Here is a 21154-nt window from a genome sequence, read left to right on the forward strand (position 1 = left end):
CCTCGATTCCGCGCATCGCGGCGGCTCACGACAGCTCCTCGACCAGTCGCGCCAGCGTCGCGAGGTCGTACTGACCCGGCGCGGTCGCGTCCGCGGGGTCGACCGGCGCGTAGCCGATCTTCGAGCCGTAGAGCGGCGCGACCGCCCGCGAGTGGCGCCCCGGCGCGCCCATCGCCATCGTGGCCACGCGCTCGCCCGCGTCGTCGAACTCGCGGGTCACCGCCAGCAGGTCGAGCACGTCGCCCCGGCTCTCGGCCGTGACCGCGAGCTTGCCCACGTCGGCCCGGTCGGTGGCCGTCTCGAGCGTCCCGCGCAGGTCGGGTTCCGGCGGCGTGCGCTCGAAGTCGTGGACCGAGGCGACGACCGCGGTGCCGGCCCGACGCGCGCTCGACCACGCGCTCGCCCTCGCCCGCGGTCAGCGACCGGAGTTCGACGTCGACCGCGCCGACGCAGGCCAACTCCGCTGCCTCCGCGAGCGCCGCGAGGACGAACTCCTCGAAGTTCATGTGGGTGCCTGTGTCGGGTACGAGGAAAAGTGTACTCGTTGGACGCGAGGGGGGATGTGCCGCTGCAACGAGGTCGTTCGCGTCGAGGAAGCTAGTTACTGCCGTCACCTCTGTTACCGCAACCGCACGCCCCGCACTGCAATAGCGACCGTGAGCCTCACTCCTCCCCAGCCTCGGCGGCCGCATCAACGCGGCCGCCTCCCTCGCGCGCATCGGCGGACCCACGGAGGGGTCCGCCACCGCGCGCCGGACTGACAGTACAGGAATCTCACTCGCCAATTCGCCTCACTCTCCGCCGAACTCCTCGTGGGAGACCACGTACCGGTCGCCGTCGCGCTCGTAGTCCGCCACGGTGTACAGCTGCAACTGGCGCTCCTGCTTCGTCTTGACCCGGAAGTCGTAGTTCTCGGCCTCGTAGGCGAGGTCCTCGCCCGCGGCGAACTCTCGGTGGTCGGCGAGTCGCTCACGGTTACACTCGTCGGCGAACGACTCCACGTCGGCGAGGCGGTCGTCGAACACCTCCCGGAACTCCCGGCTGAGTTCGAACCCCGCCGAGTTCCGGCCGGCGACCATCGCCGCCAGCGACGTGGTCCCGGTCCCCCAGAAAGGGTCGAGCACCGTGTCGCCGTACACCGAGTACATGTTGACGAGCCGGTAGGGGAGCTCGAAGGGGAACGCGCCCGACCGCTCGCGGAGTTCGGCGTGGTCCAGCCGCTGGGCCTCGCCCTGGACGTCGGTCCAGAGGTCCGAGAACCAGTCGTTGCGCTCCTCCCAGAAGTAGGCGGCCTCGTACCGCCGGTCGGCTCCGGCCGCGAACGACCGCGACTCCCCGCCGTTCCGGAAGAGGAGGACGTACTCGTGCTCGAGGGTGGCGTAGGCGTTGGGCGGCACCATCCCCGACCCCATGAACTTGGTGAGGCCGTTGGCCGGCTTGCGCCACAGCACGTCCGGCAGGAGGTCGAACCCCCGGTCGCGGAACCGGGAGATGAGCTCGGCGTGGTTCGGGTAGAGCTGGAACCCCTCCCCGCCGTTGCGGGTCGCGTCGCCGACGTTGACCGCCGCGACGCCGCCGTCGACCAGCACCCGCGAGAGCTCGTCCCAGACCGGGTCGAGCGCGTCGTGCATCGCCTCGAACGCGGCCGCCGAGTCGCCCGCCGCCAGCAGGTCGGCGACGGCGGGGTCCAGCTCCGCGAACAGGTCGTCCCACATCTCGATCATCGGGTACGGCGGCGAGGTCACGACGAGTTCGACCGCGTCGTCGTCCAGCGCGGTCATCTCGCGGGCGTCGCCGACGTGGATCCGGTGTTCGGTCTCCATCCGCTCTGTAGCTCCCTCGTCGGGCGGACTGAACTCTCTTTCGGTTTGGAAATGTATGGAACTAGAAATCTGTGGCGGTCGCGGTGCGGTCTCCGCGTCGACGTGGAATCCTGGCCGACCGTCTCAGGCCATCGCCGGGGCCTCTTCGGCCTCGAGCAGCTCGTGGTAGCGGTTCCGGATGGTGACCTCGCTGATGTCGGCCACCTCGCTGACCTCGGCCTGGGTCGTCTTCTCGTTGGTGAGCAACGCGGCGGCGTACACCGCGGCGGCCGCGAGGCCGACCGGCGACTTGCCGCTGTGGACGCCCTTCTCCTTGGCGGTCTGGAGCAGTTCGCGGGCGCGGTGCTCGGCCTCGTCCGAGAGGTCCAGCCCCGAGGCGAACCGCGGGACGTAGCTCTCGGGGTCGGCGGGCTTGACCTCGAGGTTGAGCTCGCGGACGACGTACCGGTACGTCCGGGCGACCTCGCTCTTCTCGACCCGGCTCACGTCGGCGATCTCGTCGAGGCTGCGCGGGACGCCGGCCTGTCGGGCGGCGGCGTAGACGCAGGCGGTCGAGACGCCCTCGATGGAGCGGCCCGGGAGGAGGTCCTCGTCGAGCGCCCGCCGGTAGATGACCGACGCGGTCTCCCGGACGTTGTTCGGCAGGCCGAGCGCGGAGGCCATGCGGTCGATCTCGCCGAGGGCCTGCTTGAGGTTGCGCTCCTTAGAGTCGCGGGTGCGGAACCGCTCGTTCCACTTGCGCAGCCGCTGCATCTTCTCTCGCTGGCGCGACCCCAGCGAGTTGCCGTAGGCGTCCTTGTTGCGCCAGTCGATGTTGGTCGACAGCCCCTTGTCGTGCATCGTGTTCGTGGTCGGGGCGCCCACACGGGACTTCTCGTTCTTCTCCTTGGAGTCGAACGCGCGCCACTCCGGCCCGCGGTCGACCTGGTCCTCGTCGACGACCAGGCCGCACTCCTCGCAGACGGTCTCGCCGTGCTCGGTGTCGGAGATGATGTTCCCGCCGCACTCGGGGCACGCGGTGGACTCCTCGGTCTCTCGTTCGCTCTCTTCCTCTTCGGATCGCTTGACTCTCGTGCTTACGTCTGACATGATGGCTCCTCGTTGACGGACAAGGCGTCGGCTACCGGGCAGGGAGAACCTGGAAAACCCCGGAATCAGTTGCTTGAGGTTTCGTTGTTCCGAAAGGTATTTAGTATTTTCGGAGTATGATTTCCAGGGTCTCGTGAACAGGTGTCACACTCCACGAGGCGTCGGTCTCCACATCCGAGGGGATAATTTTAAGCCCCCGTTCGTTGGACGAGCGCGACCGGCGGTCGATTTAACCATCGGGGGTCCCAACCCGACGGTGATGGCAGCCCATCCCGAGCGGATCGTCTCGCTGGCCCCGAGCGCGACCGAAACGCTGCGGGCGCTCGACGCGACCGACCGCCTGGTCGGCGCGACCCACCACTGCGAGGTCGACGTCCCCGCGGTGGGCGGGTGGCTCAACCCCGACTACGACGCGGTCGCCGACCGCGACCCGGACCTCGTCCTGACCGCCGACGACCTGCAGGCCGACGTGGCGGCGGACCTCCGGGACCGCGGCCACGAGGTGTTCCACGCCGCGCCGACCGCGCTCGACGAGGTGGTCGACTCGTTCGCCGAGCTCGGGGCGGCGGTCGGCCTCCCGGACGACGGTGCGGCGCTCGCCCGACGATCCGAAAGCCGGCTGGACCGCGTCCGGCGGCTGACGCCCGACGACGCCGACAGGCCGGTCGTCTACTGCGAGGAGTGGTCGGACCCGCCGATGGCCGCGGGCAACTGGGTGCCCGAGGCGGTCGAGACCGCGGGCGGGCGCTACCCGTTCGTCGACCCGGGCGAGCGCTCGCGGGAGGTCTCGGCCACCGAGGTCGAGACCGCCGACCCCGACCACGTCGTCCTCCACGTCTGCGGCCACGGCGCCTGCGCGGACCCTGCGGCCGTCGCCGACCGCGGCTGGGACCTCCCGGCGGTCGACCGCGGCGACGTCCACGTCCTCGACGACTCGCTGCTCAACCAGCCCAGCCCCCGCCTCGTGGAGGGCATCGAGACGCTGGCCGGGACGCTCCACGGCGACGCGCTCGATTCGCGATCCCCTCGGCGTGGCTGACTGGCCGACCACCAGGGATCCGCTTGGCACGACCACCGACAGTTCGGGTGGATGCCAGGGGCCACCCGGTCGCGGGCTCTCTGACCGTCCTCGTTCGGAATTCGCTCCGTTTCGATTGTCTCCGGACCGGCTGACGATACACCCCGGCTCTCCACAGAGCGTAACCGCCAAGACCACCGGGAATCATCACTCGGCCATGCGAGTCGGCGTCGGCAGCACCAACCCCGTGAAGCGCGCCGCGACGGAGGCCGCCCTGCGCGAGTTCCCGGGCACCGCGGTCGAGTCGGTCGGGGTCGAGTCGGGCGTGAGCGAACAGCCCCGCGGAGAGCGCGAGACCGTCTCGGGCGCGGAGAACCGCGCCCGGAACGCCCTCGAAGCGGGCAACTACGACCTTGGAGTCGGGCTCGAAGGCGGCGTCGCCGAGGTCGAGGGCACCGGCGGGCTCTTCCTCATCATGTGGGCGGCCGCCACCGACGGCGAGCGAGTCGGCAGGGGCGCCGGGCCCCGCCTGCGGCTCCCCGGGTCCATCGCCGGTCGCGTCCGGGACGGCGAGGAGCTCGGCCCCGTGATGGACGACGTGCTCGACGCGGAGAACGTCGCGAAGAAGCAGGGCGCGGCGGGCGTGCTGACCGCGAACGCCATCGACCGCGAGGGCGCGCTCCGGCAGGCGGTCGCGGGCGCGCTCGGCCCGTTCGTGACCGACCTGTACGAGTGAGCGGTCGTCGAGCGGGGACGGGCCCGCCGCTGGGGTCAGCGACTCCGCTCGACGTCCCGTTGGGGGTCGGCGTCCGCACTGCTGGACCTGTCGAACGCTGCGTCGCGATTCAGATCGATTCTCTCGGTCGCGACGAGGCGCTCGACCCGGCGCTCGAACTCCTCGTCGCCGATCTCGCCCCGGGCGTACCGACCCCTGAGCTCCGTCAGCGGATCGGACGTCTTTCCCTCGGACTCGGCGCTACCGAGGGCAGGTAGCAGTTCCTCGCCGACGATGGGAATCAGCGGCGCGAGCAGGAACCAGCCGACGACGAACACGACCATCGCGACCTCCCAGCCGACGAAGAACAGCGAGAGGGTGCCGAGCGGAAGCGTCACGACGGCGACGACCGCCGCGAGCGTGCCGATCGGATCGTCAGCCATGCTAGAGGGTTACAATCGGTAGGCAGTAATAGTTCGGGACGACCCGACCGCGTCCGCGGCAGTCGGTCGGCGTCGGGGGAGCCGTCGGTCGCCAGTCGCTCAGTCGTCGGTCGGCTCCGCCGGGTCGGCGGCGGCCCGCGCGTCCTTGCTCTCCTCGACGGCGGTCGTCAGCGAGACGTTCAGCCAGAGCATCGACGCCACGCCGCCGACCAGCGTCACGACGTTCTTGACGGCGTGATCGAGGATGGCCGCGCCGAGCGCGACGCTCCAGCCCAGCGGGGTGAGCCCGACCACCAGCAGGGTGAACGCGCCCTCGTAGAGGCCGACCCCGCCGGGCGACAGCGGCAGCACCTTCGCGAGGTTGCCCACGCTGACCGCGAAGAAGCACACCCCCGCGAGCAGCGGAATCGGGAGTTCGACGCTCGGGAACGCGCTCAGCACGAGCAGCGCGGTCACCACGTCGAGCGTCCAGATGGCGAGGCTGCTGGCGCCGACCGTCAGGAAGGCGCTCCGGTTGCCCGCGACCGTCTGGACGTCGCCGGTGAACCGTTCGATGACCCCCGCGACGTAGTCGGCGTACGAGTCGTTGCTGAGCCGCGAGACGACGCCCCGGACGAGGTTGCGGTCCGACCGGGCGCTGGCGACGATGGCCGCCACCGCGAGGATGGCCGCGAGGCCGACCCCGCCCGCGACGTAGAGGGCGGTCTGGCCGGCCGCGCCGTAGTCGCCGCCCTCCGCGCCGACCGGCGTCGACCCGAACAGGGTCGACTCGAGCCCGGCGGTCGCGCCGGTGAGCGCGAGCCCGACGAGGACCACGCCGGCCAGCATCGTGATGGTCAGCAGGTCGAACACGCGCTCGACCGCCAGCGACGCGAACCCGGTCGGGTACGGAATCGACCGCCGGGCCTTCACGACGTAGGCCCGGACCGCGTCGCCCGCCCGCGCGGGGAAGACGAGGTTGCCGGTCTGGCTCACGAAGATGGCTCCCGTCAGGAAGCCCGCGTCCTCGGTGTAGTCCAGTTCCTCCAGGATGTCCTTGTACCGCGTCCCCCGGAGGGGCCACGAGATGAGGTACACCAGCGCGGCCAGGCCGACCAGCGCGGGGTCGGCCGCGCTCATCTGGGCCAGGACCTTCTCAAGCGGGAGGTACTGGCCCATCAGCAGCACCGCGACGATCGTCAGGAAGATCCCGGCCGCGATGGACACCCGGCGGGTGATGCGGGGCTGGACCGAGAACTCCCACCAGCACCGCATGATCTGGCTGCCCATCCCGAACACGTCCCGGACGATGTCGACCTTCGAGTCGCCCTTGGGGGTCCAGTCGACAGCGAACTCCTTGACGTCGTACCCCCGGCGCTGGGCGCGCACGAGCACCTCGGTGTCCCAGAACCAGTGTTCGTCTTCGACGTCGTCGAGGACGTCGAACAGCGCGGTCCGGTCGAACGCCTTGAACCCGCACTGGTGGTCGCGCATCTCCGAACCGAGGAACGTCCGGGTCAGCCCGTTGAACCCCCGACTCGCGACGTCGCGCTTGGCGGGCCTGCTTGCCTCCTCGCCGGGCATCCAGCGCGACCCGGTGGCGAACTGGTACTCGCCCGACCGGACGCTCTCGACCAGCTCCTCGAGGTGCTTCATGTCGGTGGCGAGGTCCGTGTCGAAGTACACCAGCGTGTCCCCGTCGGCCGCCTCGAACGCGCGATTCAGCGCTCCCCCGCGACCCAGTCGCTCGTCGCTGTGGTAGTGCCGGACCCGCGGGTCGTCCGCGGCCATCCGGTCGGCGATCTCCGGGGTGCGGTCGTCGCACCCGTCCTCGGCGACGATGACCTCGAACGTCCCCGCGGGGAGGAACCCGTCTAGCGTGGCGAGTGTCGTCTCGACCGTGTTCTCTATCGTCGCCTCCTCGTTGTAGGCCGGGAGGACGACGCTCACCTCGACTGCACGACCGCTCATTATCGAAGAGACTCAGCCCGGTCGCGTAAGTACCTTCTGCTCCGTTCCGGCGGCTTCACGGCTATAGGCCGGTCTTTGCGGCGTCGTTCACCCGAATTCAGGGAGAAACGAGCCGTGGAACCGAGTCGCGCCGTCGTTACGCCGGGTAATCGCTGCTTATTCCCCGCTCTCGCCCGCTCCGACCGGCCGAGCTCCTCGCCGGCTCGGTCGATACTCGCGAACAGACACGTCTGAGAAATTCCGGATTAACCAGCCGTACCAACGGACCCCCGGGGGATGGTTTAGTACACATTTTTATTCAGGAAAATAGCACGACTGCACGGCGTTAACTCCTCGTACCAAATCCACTAAGGTGGTCTCCGTCCAAGTGAGAAGTACGTCATGAGCACGACCGCGACTGCTGGCACGACCACCCTGACCGACAAGCAACAGCGCATCCTCCAGTTCCTCCGCGAGAAGGGCCAGATGAAGACCTACTTCAAGTCCCGGCTCATCGGCGACGAACTGGGCATGACCGCCAAGGAGGTCGGCGCGAACATGACCGCCATCGCCGACGGCGAGTTCGACGTGGACGTCGAGAAGTGGGGCTACTCCTCCTCGACGACGTGGAAGGTCACGGTCTGAGGCCGGCCCGACCCGACGCCCGACCGCGGAAGTTGCCGGCACGCGCTCGGGGTGGGTTCCCGCCGTCCGCCCGTGATCCCCGCCTTCGTTCCTCGGCCCGCCGCCCGCCCCTCCGTTTTTCTCTCGACCCAAACTCACAGCGACCGCCACGACCGCTCGGGCGACCAGCCCAGCAGGCGCTCGGCCTTTCCGGTGTCGATCAGGCTCTCATGACCCTCTAACGATGCGCTGGCTTCGGCGTCGTACAGCTCCGCCAGTTCCGCGGTCGGCGCGTCGACGGTCGTGTCGGCCGCCGCCCCGAAGACCGCCTCGTGACCCTCGAAGTCGGCTTCTAGCGCCTGGACTGCGAGGTCGGTCGCGTCGTCGAGATGGACGTAGGCGAACAGCGTCTTGCGGGCCGTCTCGAAGAAGCCCGCCTCGCGGACCGCGTCGAGCGAGCGGTCGGCCGCGGCGAACGTCTCCCGGAGCTCGGCGTCGTCGGCGACCAGCGGGAATCGGAGCGACGCGACGGTCGTCGGCGCGCCCTCGCGGCGCCCGAATCCGTCGCCGACTACCTCGGCCACCCGCTTGCCGAGGCCGTACGGGTTGCCGGCGGTCAGCGGATGAGATTCGTCGACGGGGAGGTAACGCACGTCGATTTCGTCCTCGAACCCCGCGCCCATCGCCGAGAGGCTGGAGGCCAGCACGACCGTCTCGACGTCCAGCGCCTCGGCGGCCGCCAGCACGTGGTAGGTCGTCTGGACGTTGCTCCGGAAGGTGACGTGGCCCGGCGTCTCGCCGGGTCGAGGGATCGTCCCGAAGTGGGACACGGCGTCGGGGTCGGCGCTCGCGAGCGAGCCGTACACCTCGCCGGGGTCGAGCAGGTCGGTCCGGAGGTACCGGTCGGCGACCGACTCGCGGCGCTCGCCCCGGCTGAGGTTCGCGGTCCGGTGGCCCCGGTCGGCGAGCGCCGCGAGCAGCGCCGACCCGATCTGGCCGTTCCCGCCGGTGACAGCGACGGTGTCCATGGAGGAAGTCGGAGCGGGGCGACCGAAAAGCTACGGGTCGAACGAGATGAGGCCGTCGGCCTGCGCGGCGAACGTCGCGGCGTCAGCGCCGAACGAGTCGGCGTACCGGACGAGCAGGGTGATGACCGTCTCGGGCTCGCGGACCGCGTAGCCGTCCTCGCGGTCGAGCAGGCCGGCCTCCTCGAGGCCGGCGGCGTACTTGCTCACGGTCGGCCGCGACACGTCCAGCGCCTCGGCGAGATCGCTGCCCGTCGCGTCGGGGTCGCGCAGCAGCTCGATGAGCATCCCCCGCGGCGTGTCCCGTCGGAGGTAGCCCAGCGCGACCTGCTCGAACGGGGCGAACTGCTCGGCCGGGTAGAACCGGCGGTAGTCGCCGTCGCGGCGGCTCTCGAGAACCTTGGCGTCGAGCAGCTGTCGGAGGTGGTGCTGGGCCTCCCCCGTCCCCAGTTTCAGGTCGTCGCGGATCTTCGAGAAGTGCGCGCCCGGCGTGGTGGCGACGTAGCCCGCGATGGCGTCGCGGGCCTCGCTCTCGCCGCCGGCCTCGTCGTCGCCGCCGAACTTGGCCAGCGGCGTCGCGGCCCCCAGGACCGCGAACCGGCGGAGGGTCGCCCGCTTATTTTCATCCACATCGGAGCGCTCAACCATCTACAAGAGAATTGTCGTTGCGGGGGCCTAAAACACCTTCGGCTGAGAGACCGTCGCACGACCGACTAATCCGGATATAGGCCGCGCGTACGCCGCACGTGCGCTCGCGGCGGTTCCCGGACCGGCGTTTCAATGGAAGACAACTATTTAATAATGGTTCCTCACGCCGCAACGTCGCACGATCTGCGCTGGACGACTGACACGGCGACACACAATCTCGCGCAGCGCGGCGTTCCGCGACGCGCGGAAAAAACGGAGGGCGACCGGAGGGTCGGTTACTTCTCGAGTTCCGCGTCCAGTTCGGCCTTCACGTCCTCCATGTCGGGGGAGTCCTCGTCCATCTCCTCGATGACCTCGTCGGCGCTCTTGATGTTCGCGGGGTCCTCGCCCTCCTTGATCGCCTGGGCCTCCTGCTCCATCGCCTCGACGTCCATCTCGGCCTCCTCGTCTATCTGGCCCAGGATCTCCTCGATGTCGTCGAGACCGAGGAGTTCGCGGGTCTCGGCGTCGAAGTCGAGGCTGTCGAGCTGCTCGCCGTCCTCCTTCACGTCGCTGCCGGTGAGGTGCTTGCCGTACCGGCCGACCAGCGAGGAGAGCTCCTGCGGGAGGACGAACGTCGTCGACTCGCCTTGCCCGATGGATTCGAGCGTTTCCATGCCCTTCTCGATGACAGCGCGCTCGCCCATCGACTCGGCGGACTTCGCGCGGAGCACGGTCGACACCGCGTCACCCTGGGCTTCCAGGATCTGGCTCTGCTTCTCACCCTGTGCGCGGATGATGTTCGACTGCTTGTCACCCTCGGCGGTCTCGACGGCGCTCCGGCGCTCACCCTGCGCTTCGAGAATCATGGCGCGGCGCTTGCGCTCGGCGGACGTCTGCTGCTCCATCGCCTGCTGGACGTCCTTGCTCGGGTTGACCTCCCGGACCTCGACGCTCTCGACGCGGATGCCCCACTCGTCGGTGGGTTCGTCGAGCTCCTTGCGGATCTTGGCGTTGATCTCCTGGCGCTTGTTGAGCGTGTCGTCGAGTTCCATGTCGCCCAGCACCGCGCGGAGCGTGGTCTGGGCGAGGTTCGAGACGGCCCGCTTGTAGTCTTCGACCTCGAGGAACGCCTTCTTGGCGTCCATGACCTTGATGTACACCACGGCGTCGGCGGTCACCGGCGAGTTGTCGCGGGTGATGGCCTCCTGCCGGGGCACGTCGAGAGTCTGGGTCCGCATGTCGAACCGGTGGGTCGCGCTCACGAACGGCGGCACGAAGTTGATACCCGGTTCGAGCAGCTTCCGGTACTCCCCGAAGACGGTCAGCGCGCGCTTCTCGGTCGCGTCGACGATCTCGACCGACTGCCAGATGGTGATGACGGCCAACGCGAGGACCAACAGGGCGACGATCGTGAGGCCACCCGCGGGGGCAGCCTGTAGTGGAACCAACATACTTCGATTGTTAGAAAGAGGACGTGTTAAGCGTTCCCCTCACCGTCGCCGCTCGGGCGACGGAATCTTCGTCAGGCCCCTTCGGTGTCGGTCTCGCGGTCCGGTTCGGGTCCGGTCTCCCGGTCGACCTCGGGGTCGGTCTCCGCGCCCGTCCGGCCCTCGCGCAGTTCCCGGTCGATGGGGTCCTCGATGGCCTCCAGCGCCTCGACCTTGACGACGTTGCCGCCGCCGGGATCGACCACCATCACCTCGGTCCCCTCCGGGATCTCGCCGTGGATGCTCCGGGCGGCGTAGTAGGGGTTGAACCCGCCCTCGTGGAGCTTTATCTGGCCGTCCTGGGTCGTGACCCGTTCGGTGACGCGCCCGGTCTGGCCCTTGAGCGAGTCGGAGTCGCTGGTCCGCGCGACGCCCTTGCCGCCGTAGAGGTCGAGTTCGCGGTAGGCGTACAGCGAGGCCGCGCCGAACCCCAGCACCAGCGCGGCCAGCACGAGCGGCGAGGCGGCCGGTCCCAGCAGCAGTCCGATCACCCCCGCGAGGACGAGCGCGACGCCGAGGACGATGAAGTGCGCGCCGGGAATCAGCGCCTCGGCTATCGCCAGCCCGATGCCGGCGACCAGGAGCAACAGCGAGAGCGAGTCCAGCAGCGGTGCCATACCATCGTCTTGGAATTCGGACCGGTTAACGTTTTGCAGTGACGGCGCCGGTCGTCGACCCGCCTCGGACTCCGGCTCTGCGGGCGCGAGTAATCGTGACCCGCGCCGAATTACCCGACGAACATGACGACGCGGGCGAAGACGAACAGCGTCGCCCCGATTCCGAGCGCGACGAAGAGCGCGTTCTCGGCCGTCGGCGACCCCGGTTCGACCGGCTGGAGTGCCGGGCGCTCGCCCTCCTCCGCCCCCGCGACTCCGGCCTCGTCGTCGGGTTCCTCGGCGTCGTGGCCGACCTCGTCGATGTCGTACTTCCAATCCGACATGGCGAGAGATAGGCGGTCCACCGGCAAAAGGTTGGTCACCGACCGGGACCGGACGGCGGGCCGACCGCGATGCGCCGAGTCCCGGACGGCGGGCGCCCGGGCGGCCGACCTACGGCCGGTCGGCGTGAGTCACGTCGCCCTCGTACACCACGCCGCGCTCCGCGTCGAGGGTCACCACGTCGCCGTCCCGGATGGTCGGGTCGAGCGGCGCGCCGCTCACCATCGGGACGTCGAGTTCGCGGGCCACCATCGCGGGGTAGCCGGTCATCCCCGGTCTGGCGTCGACGATGCCGACCAGCTTCGAGGGGTCGCCCGCGAACTCGCCGTCGAACTCGGGGTCGATGGCAAGCACCGCGCCGTCGGGTACCCCCGAGAGGTCGCCGTCGCGGGTCCGTGCGACCGGGCCGGCGACCCGACCCCGGACCACGCTCCGGCCGGTCGCGATGGTCTCGGCCGCGACGTGGACCTTGAGCATGTTGGTCGTGCTGGTGTCCTCCAGTTCCGACATCATGCCCGAGACGACCACGACGGTGTCGCCGCTCTCGGCCACGCCGGCGTCGAGCGCGGCCTGCACTGCGTCCTCGATGATGGTGTCGACGCCCTCGGCGACCGGGGTGTATTCGGCGTTGACGCCCCACGAGAGCGCGAGCTGGCGCCGGACGTGGTCGTTCGGCGTGGTCGCCACCACCGGGACCTGGGGCCGGAACTTCGATATCTTGAGCGCGGTGTAGCCGGACTCGCTGGCCGCGACGATGGCCGACGCCCCGATGTCGCGGGCGAGGTACCGGGCCGACCGCGCCAGGGCATCGGTCCGGGCGTCGTCGGCCGCCGGCACGCGCTGCTCGCGGAACTCGTCGTACTCCTCGCTGGCCTCGACCTCCCGGACGATGCGGTCCATGGTCTCGACGACCCGGACCGGGTCGTCGCCGATGGCGGTCTCGCCGGACAGCATCACCGCGTCGGTGCCGTCGAGCACCGCGTTCGCCACGTCGGAGGCCTCCGCGCGGGTGGGCCGGCGGGCGTGAACCATCGAGTCGAGCATCTCGGTCGCGGTGATGACCGGCGTCCCCGTCCGCTGGCACTTCCGGATGATTCGCTTCTGTATCATCGGGACGTCCTCCAGCGGGCACTCGACGCCGAGGTCGCCCCGGGCCACCATCACGCCGTAGGACGCCCCGATTATCTCGTCGAGGTTCTCGACCGCGCCCCGGCGCTCGATCTTGGCGACGATGGGGATGTCGGCGCCCAGCTCCTCGAGCACCTCGCTGACCTCCAGGACGTCCGCGGCGCTCCGGACGAAGCTCGCGGCCACGAAGTCGACCTCCTTCTCGGCCGCGAGTTCGAGGTCCCGGCGGTCCTTCTCGGTCACCACGTCGAGGTCGAGGTCGACGCCGGGGACGTTGACACCCTTCCGGCTGTTCAGGTCGCCGCCGCTCTCGACCCTGGCGACGACGGCGTCGCCCTCGCCGTCCCCGTCTTCGACCGCCTCGACAGTCGTCTCGATGCGGCCGTCGTCCAGCAGCACGGTGTCGCCGGGCTCGACGTTGGTGATGGAGTAGCTCAGCCCGACTTCCTCGGACGTAGCCGTGTCGCCCTTCACGAAGCGGACGGTCGACCCGGTCTCGAGGTGGACGGGCTCGTCGACCTCGGCGGTCCGAATCTCGGGCCCCTGGAGGTCGACCATCACCGCGAGCGGGTCGGGCGTCGTCTCGTCGACGTCGCGCACGTGGTCGATGACCTCGGCGCGGTCGGCTCGCGTGCCGTGGCTGGCGTTGAGCCGGGCGACCGTCATCCCGGCCTCGGCCAGCTCCCGGACCGTACGCCGGGAGTCGGAGGCCGGGCCCAGCGTACAGACGATCTTCGCGTTTCTCATGGGTCGGGGTAGGTTCGTCCGGGCCTAAAACCCACGTGATTGGACCGAGATTGACTCGCGGCCGAGTACTTTCTCCCGGCCACAACCCCTTATTGCATGCCTGTCCAAGCGGATAGCTATGCCCACCTACGCCTCGCTGGTCGACGTGCGGACGGACTTCCAGAACGCGCAGGAGCTCGCGTCGGTGTGGGGCGACATCCGCATGGACCTCGACGACCAGCCCGCGGACCTCCAGCACACCTACGCCATCCTCGGGGAGTACGACTTCCTGGTCATCATGGAGGCGCCGGACCGCGACGCGGCCTACCAGGCCGGCGTCGCGCTGGAGCGCCACGGCCTCGACGCCCAGACCATGGAGATCATCCCGACCGAGGAGCTCGCGCAGGTCGTCGACGACCTCTGAATCCTCCCTCGGGCGACCCGACTCCGTCCCGTCACTCGGGCACCGTCGCCCGGATCAGCACCTTCCGATTGCTGAACGATTGGACCTCGCCGTCTTCGACCGACACTCCGTATACTTCCTTCGCGGCCGGCTTCCGCACCATCTCGGCCAGTTTCTCTCGGTCGTCCTCGTCCGGGTCGGTCCGGTCGACCCACGCCTCGTAGTCCAGCTCGCGGGTCATCGTCAGCGTCTCCTCGACCTCGAATCCCGCCTCGCGGAACCACGACTCCCACGTCGTCTGGGGGTAGGCCTCGACGTGGCTCGGGTCGCGGGTGCGCTCGAACTCGTCGAAGAAGTCGGCGAGCCGGTCGTCCTCGGGGGCGACGTTGTCCTCGAAGGCGAGGACGGCGTCGGACCGAAGGTCCGACGAGGCTCGCGGACCTCCGGTCCGCTCACCGCCGCCGGGTTCGAGCACGCGCGCCGTCTCCCGCAGGAACGCCCGGGGGTCCGGGAAGTGGTGGGCCGCGATGCGGCAGGTCACCGCGTCGAACGCGCCGCCGGCGAACGGGAGCCGCTCCGCGTCGGCGACCGCTCCGTCGACCGGGAAGGAGTCGGTCGCGGTCCGGACCATCTCGGGCGTCGCGTCGGTTGCGACGACGGACGGGACCCCGGCGTCCGCGAGCGCACCCGCCGCGTTCCCCGGCCCGCAGGCGACGTCGAGCGCCCGAGATGCGCCGGCGCACCACTCGGCCAGCAGGTCGAGGTCCTCGCCCGACCGGTGGACGTCGCTGTCGCGGTAGGCGTCTGCGGCGGCGGCGAACGCGTCCATCGCCGCACGCTTCGGGTCGCTGTCCGTCTGCCTATCGTCGTCCATGCGCGACCGAACGGCGGCCGCCGGTATTACGGTGGCGTTCGTCGGAAAAACGGGGTCGCGTTCGCCGGAAAAAGGTCGCGTCGGACGTGTCGGCCGGGCGCAGACTACCGGATTCTCGTACCGGGCTCGCTGTCGCCTTTGGTCGTCAGCAGGTCGGCGTCCTCGCCGGCCGCGAGCATCATTCCGTTGCTCTCGACGCCGAACAGTTCGGCCTGCTCGAGGTTGGCCAGGACGATGATGCGCTCGCCCGGCAGTTCGTCGAGGTCGTGGAGCTGCTTGATGCCCGCGACGATCTGGCGGGTCTCGACGCCGATGTCGACCTCGAGCCGCGCGAGGTCGTCCGCGCCCTCGATGGGCTCGGCGACCTCGATCTCGCCGACCCGGACGTCCAGGTCCTGGAACTCCTCGAAGCTGATGCGGTCGTCGCTGATGGGTTCGATGTCGGTATCGTCGCTCACGGTTGCCTCCGTATCGTCCGCGTCTTCGTCCGCCGCCTCCGTAGCCGCTTCGATGCGCTCCTCGAGCTTCGCGTTGAGCTCCTCGACCCGCTCGTCCTCGATCTTCTCGAACAGCTCGTCGGGCTCGCCGAACTCGCCCGGCGGCGATTCGAGCGCGGCGTCGAGGCCGGCGTCGCGGACCGGCCCCGCCTCGCCGAGCTGCTCCCAGAGTCGCTGGGCCTTGCCCGGGAGGATCGGCGCCGACAGCACCGCGACGGCCTTCGCGATCTGGACGCAGTCGTAGATGACCTGCTCGGCGCGCTCGGGCTCCTCGCCGGTCAGGTTCCACGGCTCGTTGCGCTGGATGTACTCGTTGCCGAAGCCGGCCAGCGAGACGGCGGCGTCGCCCGCCTTCTTGAGCGAGTAGTCGTTGACCGCGGCCTCGAAGTCCTCGATGGCCTCCTCGATGCGCTCCTCGACCTCCTCGGACGTATCGGCATCGGGAGCGCCGTCGTAGTTGCGCGCCGCGAACAGCAGGCTCCGGTAGGCGAAGTTGCCGAGCGTGCCGACGAGTTCGCCGTTGACCCGCTCCTGGAACTTCTCCCACGAGAAGTCGACGTCCTGCTGGAACCCGCCGGTGGTGGTGAGGTAGTACCGGACGAGGTCGGGGTCGAACCCCTCGTCGAGGTAGTCGTCGGCCCAGACCGCCCGGTTCCGGCTGGTCGAGAACGCCGCCCCGTCGAGGTTGACGAAGCCGCTGGCCATCACCGCGCGGGGCTCGTTGTAGCCCGCCCCGCGGAGCATCGACGGCCAGAAGACGGTGTGGTGCTGGATGATGTCCCGGCCGATGACGTGGACGATTTCGCCCGTGTCGGCCCGCTCCCACGTCTCGGCGTCGGCCGCCGCGGGGTCGTCGGCCGCGGGCGCGCCGTCCTTCCAGACCTCCTCCCAGTCGAACTCGTCGGCGCCGACCCGTTCGCTGTACTGCTTCGTGGAGGCGACGTACTCGATGGGGGCGTCGACCCAGACGTAGAGGACGAGGTCCTCCTCGCCCTCACCCGGATAGTCGATGCCCCAGTCCATGTCGCGAGTGATGCAGAGGTCCTGGAGCTCGCCCTCGATCCACTCCCTGGGCTGGTTGCGGGCGTTGCTGGTGCCCTCCAGGCGGTCGATGAACCCCGCGAGGTACTCCTGGAAGTCCGAGAGCCGGAGGAACTTGTGCTCGCGGCTCCGGTACTCGGCGGGATTGCCGGTCAGCGTCGAGTGCGGGTCCTCGATCTCGCCGGGTTCGAGGTGGCGCTGACAGCCCTCGTCGCACTCGTCGCCGCGGGCCTTCGCGCCGCAGTACGGGCAGGTGCCCTCGACGAAGCGGTCGGGCAGCGGCTGGTCGGCCTCGGGGTCCCACGCGACCTGGATCTCCTTCTCGAAGACGTGGTCGTTCGCGATCCACGACTCGACGAACTCCCGGGTGAGCTCGGTGTTGGTCTCGTCGTGGGTGTGGCCGTAGTTGTCGAACTCGACGTTGAACTGAGGGAACGTCTCCTCGTATCTCTCGTGGAACTCCAGGGCGAACTCCTCCGGGTCGACGCCCTCCTCCGCGGCGTTTACCGCGATGGGGGTCCCGTGCATGTCCGACCCGGAGACGAACGCGGTCTCCTGGCCGAGCTTCTCGAGCGCGCGGGCGTAGGCGTCGCCGCTGATGTAGGTCCGGAGGTGACCGATGTGGAGGTCGCCGTTAGCGTACGGCAACCCGCAGGTCACCACCGCGGGCTCGTCGGTGGGAAAGTCCTCGTGGCTCATACTACCAACTCCTCGTTCGCGGGTGTAAAACCCGCCGATTTCCGTGTTCGTGCATGTCCGTCGTCTGTGTTTCGAGCGAGTGCGGCTGGCTGGCGATACCGTCGGCGAGTCGGGTTTCGCCACCGCGAGAAACCGTCCGCGCGTCACGGTCCGGGCGGGTCCTCCCGACGCTACGCGTCGCTCTGCATGCGCATACGCATAGCGCGGGCGGACCGGTCGGGCTCCGAGCGAGTTCGGACCGTGACTGGCACGATTCAGGGTTGGTCGTCTCGGTATTTAAACGTTGGTTCGGTGTGTCACTCGGTAGAACAGCGTTGCGGGATGCGAGAGTCCGGCCGATTCCCTCGGCGCGCGCTGGCGCGGCCCGTTAGTGGCCGCGCCGATGTGCGCCGAGGGCCGAGTAGCGCAGGCCGAAGGCCGAGCAACGCAGGAGGCTGGGGAGGCGTGAGGCTGTCGCGGTCGCGGTGCTGGGCGGTACATAGGTGACGGCAGTAGCTAGCTTCTCGTTTCCTCACTTTCCGTTTCGCATTCTACAGAGCCGAAAATCACGATTGCGACTGCTCGTCTCCTCTCGTCACGAATATTATACGAACCCACCGCTACCGAAAACTCGAAGAACCGCGAATCGACCGCAGAAACTACGAAATTACAGCAGCCCCGTCTTCTGGAGCTTCATGAGGTCCTCGGTGTCGAGGGTCTCGCCGTCCTTGAACTGCTGGTAGATCTCCTCGGCCTCCTCCTTGGCCTCCTCGCGCTCCTTCTCCTTCTCGGACTTGCGCTCCTCCTCTTCCTGCTTGTCGAGTTCGCGCAGGCGCTTCTGGACGCGGACGAAGTCCTCGTGGTGCTGGTCGGCGGCCTCCTGGGCCTCCACGAAGCTCTCGTGCATCTCGTCGGCGTCGTCGCGGATCTCGTCGGCCTCCCGATAGGCCTCGATCATCTGGTTGTGGTGCTCCTGGGCCTTGTCGGCGAGCTCGGTCACCTTCTCGTGGTGCCGGCTGGCCTCGGCGCGGACCTCCTCGGCCTCCTCGACGAGCCCCTCGAGGTCCTCGCTGTCGTCGAGCTTCTCCTTGCGCTCCTGGAGCTTCTCGCGCTTGGCCTCGATCTTCTCGATGAGCTCGCGCTCCTCCTCGGTCGAGAGCACCTCTGTCTGCTGCTTGAACTCGAGGTCCTCGATCTCGGACTCGAGCTCCTCGATGTCCTTGCCCTCGTTGAGCTCGAGGTCGGACTTGCGCTGCTCGACCTCGTCGAACAGCTCGTTGGCCTTCGCGTTGAGCTCGTTGCGCTTCTCCTTGTGCTCCTGGACCTTCTCGTTGAGCTCGTCGCGCTGCTCGCGGTGCTCCTGTGCCTCGTCGACCTTCTCGCGCGTCTTCGCGTTCAGGTCGTCGCGCTTGGACGCGCGCTTGCTGGCCTTCTGGTTCAGCTCGTTTCGTCGGTCACGGAGCTGGCCCGCGAGTTTGATCAGTTCGCCCTTCGACTTGGTCTGGAGTTCCTCTTCGGTTACACTTACCATGCTAATTAAACCTCGATTCCATGCCCGCCGCGGCGTTCGGCGAGCCAGCGGACGACAGCGACTGCTGTCCTCGACTGGCAATCGACCTGTGACAATAGTCCCATGTCATTTGTCGCGCGATGCTTGCCGAACGCTCGTGGCGTTCTGGTATCAGCAAATATTCGCTGTGTCTATATAAATGTTGCGCAGATTCGCCGCGTGGAAAGCGTTCACACGCCCGCTACCGGCCGTGTAACGCCTTCCCACACCTTTCGGGGGGTTATAAAGAAGCGACCGCCCGGGGCCGGACGCAGCGGCCGTCGTCGCTCCGCGGACCCGCCGCTCGCCTCAGAGCGGGTAGACGTTCTGGACCGATCCGTCTACGCGTCCGAAGGAGAGTTCGACCGCCTGCGCGTCGGCCGGCACGTCTAGCGTCCCGGCCCGCTCCCGGCCGTAGGCGTCGACCTCGACGTCGGTCCCGCCGGTCCGGTCGCCCGCGGTCCACGAGACGGTGCCCGACACCGCTTCGGGCGTGTCGTTGAGCACCGTCAGCTCCCGGGTCGCGCCGCCGGCGGGGTACGCGTCGAGGACGACCTGCACCGGCTGCAGCGAGGCCGCCATCGCGGCGTACCCCGGCTTCTCGGAGCCGTCGGCCGCCAGCACGCCCATGCCCGCGCCCTCGCCGGCGTCTCGGAGCGCGTCGGCCGCGAGCAGGCCGGTCCCCCGCCGGCGCAGCGTCTCGGTCACGCCCTTGAGAACGCGGCTCTGGTACGCCTGCGAGGCGTCGACCGCACTCCCGTCCTCGCCGGCCAGTTCCTCCACCCGGCCGGCGACGTATGCGTCGTGAGCGTCGGCGTCGAATCCGGCGGCGTCGCCGCCCTCCTCGGCGGTCAGCGACCCCGCGCCGAACCCGCCGACCGCGCCGCCGCAGCCGTACCGGTCGAGCACCCAATCGGCGTCGGTCGGCTCGCCGAACTCCCACCCTGGGTAGACGTGGGCCGCGTCGGGGTCGATGCCCGGCGCGCCCGAGACCGGGAACACCGCGGCGTCGTCGGGCAGCGACTCGGCGAGCTCGCGGTCGGCGGTCGCGTCGTGACCCGCCCGCCAGGCCCGCCAGCGCACCTTGTATCGGGCCAGTCGGGAGGGGCCGACGCCCGCGAGGTGGTCGGTCGGGTCGGCCCGCACGCCGAACGCGGCCACGCTGGGGTGGCGCTCGACCGCCGACGCGAGCGTCCCGGCCAGGTCGGCGGCGTCGTCGGGGTCGTACTCCTCGGGTCCGGTGATCGGCAGGTCCTGCCAGACCAGTAGCCCCGCCTCCGCCGCGGCCTCGTAGAACTCGGCGGGCGGGACGTGGCCGTACGCCCGGACGAGGTTGGCGTTCGCGTTGGCCGCCCGCTCGACGTCCCACGTCGGGTCGCCGGTGGGGAGCAGCGAGAACCCCCGCGCCCGGACCCGCTGGCCGTTGACGACCAGCCCGTCGCCGTCCCCGCCCGCCCGGACCTCGCTGAGGCCGGTCTTGACGACTCGCTCGGAGTCGCCGAGCTTGGCTCGGACCGCGTACTGGTGTTGCGGGCCGTGGCCCGCGGGCCACCAGAAGGCCGGATCCCGGAGTTCGAGGGTCTTCTCGACGGTCACGCGGTCGCCGGCGTCGGCCTCGATGCGGGCTCGCTCCATCACGCCGCCGCCCCGGAACCCCTGGGGCCGGACCGACAGCGAGACGCGGTCGTCCAGGTCCTCGCCCGCCTCGACCGCCAGCGCGGCGTCGATGACCGCGCCGTCGTCGGTCCGGCGGGGCGTCAGCGAGAGCGCGTCGACGAACGTCTCCGGGTGGGTGTCGAGCTCGGCGCCCCACCAGATGCCGGGCACCGCCCGCTCGTCGGGCACCCGGTCGGTCGCGTAGACGCCGCCGAACGACTCGGGCGCGCGGCACTCGACGACCAGTTCGTTGTCGGCGTCGAGGTCGAGCTCGTAGCGCGCGGGGACGAAGTAGGCGTCGTGTTCGCCGAGCAACTCCCCGTTGAGCCAGACGCGGGCGTCGGCGAACAGCCCCCGGAGTTCGAGGGTCGCGCGCTCGTCGCCGTCGCGGGGGTCGGCGAACTCGGTCCGGTACGCGGCGGCGTCGGCGCCGGCGAACCGTTCCGGGCGACCCGGTACCTCGACCGGATGCCACTCGTCGGGGGAGGGCGGCTCGGCTCCGGCGGACGCGTCGACCGCCGCGCCCGTCCAGTCGGTGAGGGACATACTGGGGGAACTAAACCCACACCAGATAGGTCTTACGTCCGACCGACGGCCACTTTCACTTTCGCTCCGGGCATGGCTCAATTTAAGTAGGATGGCGGGACCAGCATCGGGTATGCTCGAAGACCTGCGGTGCGCCTGCGACGCGGTCGGCTGCGAGCGCGCGCTCGGCGAGGACGAGTTGATGCTCCGGATGACGACCGAGGCGGGCGAGCGACGGGCCTACGAGTGCGCCTGCGGCGCGGTCACCGTGACCGTCGTCCGGTAGCATGCCGCCGACCCGCGGGGCGACGCGACCGCCCGCCGACGTCGCGACGCCGCATCGAGAAGGCGTCCCT

At 69.5% G+C, this 21154-nt stretch carries 19 protein-coding genes and 1 pseudogene; 5 read left to right on the forward strand and 15 right to left on the reverse strand.

What is annotated here, in order from left to right:
- Positions 1–25: 25 nt before the first annotated feature.
- From DVR07_RS22285 to DVR07_RS01530, 3 genes and pseudogenes are all read right to left on the reverse strand, one after another.
- Positions 26–485, reverse strand: a pseudogene (locus DVR07_RS22285) (type I 3-dehydroquinate dehydratase); the annotation flags it as partial.
- Positions 486–791: 306 nt separating this feature from the next.
- Positions 792–1823, reverse strand: a complete 1032-nt coding sequence (locus DVR07_RS01525; RefSeq protein ID WP_115795018.1) for a DNA-methyltransferase — start codon at positions 1821–1823, stop codon at positions 792–794.
- 123 nt (positions 1824–1946) lie between these two features.
- A complete protein-coding gene (locus DVR07_RS01530; protein ID WP_115795019.1) occupies positions 1947–2912 on the reverse strand; it encodes a transcription initiation factor IIB in 966 nt (321 codons plus the stop codon).
- A gap of 259 nt (positions 2913–3171) precedes the next feature.
- Between DVR07_RS01530 and DVR07_RS01535 the strand changes: the two genes are divergently transcribed.
- Together DVR07_RS01535 and yjjX are read left to right on the forward strand one after the other, a co-directional pair.
- A complete protein-coding gene (locus DVR07_RS01535) occupies positions 3172–3951 on the forward strand; it encodes a cobalamin-binding protein (protein WP_115795020.1) in 780 nt (259 codons plus the stop codon).
- A 196-nt stretch (positions 3952–4147) separates the two neighbouring features.
- A complete protein-coding gene (yjjX, locus tag DVR07_RS01540; RefSeq protein ID WP_115795021.1) occupies positions 4148–4666 on the forward strand; it encodes an inosine/xanthosine triphosphatase in 519 nt (172 codons plus the stop codon).
- A gap of 35 nt (positions 4667–4701) precedes the next feature.
- On the opposite strand, the gene DVR07_RS01545 is transcribed toward yjjX, so the two are convergent.
- A complete protein-coding gene (locus tag DVR07_RS01545) occupies positions 4702–5088 on the reverse strand; it encodes an SHOCT domain-containing protein (protein WP_115795022.1) in 387 nt (128 codons plus the stop codon).
- A 99-nt stretch (positions 5089–5187) separates the two neighbouring features.
- On the reverse strand, positions 5188–7038 hold the full coding sequence (locus DVR07_RS01550; protein WP_115795023.1) for a flippase-like domain-containing protein: 1851 nt from the start codon (positions 7036–7038) through the stop codon (positions 5188–5190).
- 381 nt (positions 7039–7419) lie between these two features.
- On the opposite strand from DVR07_RS01550, the gene DVR07_RS01555 reads away from it, so the two are divergent.
- Positions 7420–7662, forward strand: a complete 243-nt coding sequence (locus DVR07_RS01555; RefSeq protein ID WP_115795024.1) for a DUF7123 family protein — start codon at positions 7420–7422, stop codon at positions 7660–7662.
- Between the two features lie 134 nt (positions 7663–7796).
- Here DVR07_RS01555 and DVR07_RS01560 read toward each other — a convergent pair whose 3' ends face one another.
- The 6 genes from DVR07_RS01560 to pyk all read right to left on the reverse strand — a co-directional run bounded on the left by DVR07_RS01560 (position 7797) and on the right by pyk (position 13596).
- On the reverse strand, positions 7797–8669 hold the full coding sequence (locus DVR07_RS01560; protein WP_115795025.1) for an NAD-dependent epimerase/dehydratase family protein: 873 nt from the start codon (positions 8667–8669) through the stop codon (positions 7797–7799).
- A 30-nt stretch (positions 8670–8699) separates the two neighbouring features.
- On the reverse strand, positions 8700–9314 hold the full coding sequence (locus tag DVR07_RS01565; protein ID WP_115795026.1) for a winged helix-turn-helix transcriptional regulator: 615 nt from the start codon (positions 9312–9314) through the stop codon (positions 8700–8702).
- A 275-nt stretch (positions 9315–9589) separates the two neighbouring features.
- On the reverse strand, positions 9590–10747 hold the full coding sequence (locus DVR07_RS01570; protein WP_115795027.1) for an SPFH domain-containing protein: 1158 nt from the start codon (positions 10745–10747) through the stop codon (positions 9590–9592).
- Positions 10748–10818: 71 nt separating this feature from the next.
- A complete protein-coding gene (locus DVR07_RS01575) occupies positions 10819–11400 on the reverse strand; it encodes an NfeD family protein (RefSeq protein ID WP_115795028.1) in 582 nt (193 codons plus the stop codon).
- A 110-nt stretch (positions 11401–11510) separates the two neighbouring features.
- Complete coding sequence (locus tag DVR07_RS01580; protein WP_115795029.1) at positions 11511–11723, reverse strand: DUF7312 domain-containing protein; 213 nt, start codon at positions 11721–11723, stop codon at positions 11511–11513.
- A 109-nt stretch (positions 11724–11832) separates the two neighbouring features.
- The gene (gene pyk / locus DVR07_RS01585; RefSeq protein ID WP_115795030.1) at positions 11833–13596 is read right to left on the reverse strand and encodes a pyruvate kinase; all 1764 of its coding nucleotides are present in this window, start codon (positions 13594–13596) and stop codon (positions 11833–11835) included.
- Positions 13597–13714: 118 nt separating this feature from the next.
- Here pyk and DVR07_RS01590 point away from each other — a divergent pair, with 118 nt between their 5' ends.
- The gene (locus DVR07_RS01590; RefSeq protein WP_115795031.1) at positions 13715–13999 is read left to right on the forward strand and encodes a GYD domain-containing protein; all 285 of its coding nucleotides are present in this window, start codon (positions 13715–13717) and stop codon (positions 13997–13999) included.
- Between the two features lie 31 nt (positions 14000–14030).
- On the opposite strand, the gene DVR07_RS01595 is transcribed toward DVR07_RS01590, so the two are convergent.
- The 4 genes from DVR07_RS01595 to DVR07_RS01610 all read right to left on the reverse strand — a co-directional run bounded on the left by DVR07_RS01595 (position 14031) and on the right by DVR07_RS01610 (position 20819).
- A complete protein-coding gene (locus DVR07_RS01595; protein WP_115795032.1) occupies positions 14031–14852 on the reverse strand; it encodes a class I SAM-dependent methyltransferase in 822 nt (273 codons plus the stop codon).
- A gap of 104 nt (positions 14853–14956) precedes the next feature.
- Entirely contained in the window at positions 14957–17089 is a 2133-nt protein-coding gene (gene metG / locus DVR07_RS01600; protein ID WP_115795033.1) for a methionine--tRNA ligase, read from the reverse strand.
- A 646-nt stretch (positions 17090–17735) separates the two neighbouring features.
- Entirely contained in the window at positions 17736–18599 is an 864-nt protein-coding gene (locus DVR07_RS01605) for a coiled-coil protein (protein WP_115795034.1), read from the reverse strand.
- Positions 18600–18926: 327 nt separating this feature from the next.
- Positions 18927–20819: a hydrolase gene (locus DVR07_RS01610; protein WP_115795035.1), complete on the reverse strand. Its 1893-nt coding sequence runs from the start codon at positions 20817–20819 to the stop codon at positions 18927–18929.
- A gap of 112 nt (positions 20820–20931) precedes the next feature.
- Here DVR07_RS01610 and DVR07_RS21935 point away from each other — a divergent pair, with 112 nt between their 5' ends.
- Entirely contained in the window at positions 20932–21084 is a 153-nt protein-coding gene (locus DVR07_RS21935) for a hypothetical protein (RefSeq protein ID WP_165881717.1), read from the forward strand.
- Positions 21085–21154 lie beyond the last annotated feature (70 nt).

The organism is Halorussus rarus (assembly GCF_003369835.1).
Classification (GTDB): domain Archaea; phylum Halobacteriota; class Halobacteria; order Halobacteriales; family Haladaptataceae; genus Halorussus; species Halorussus rarus.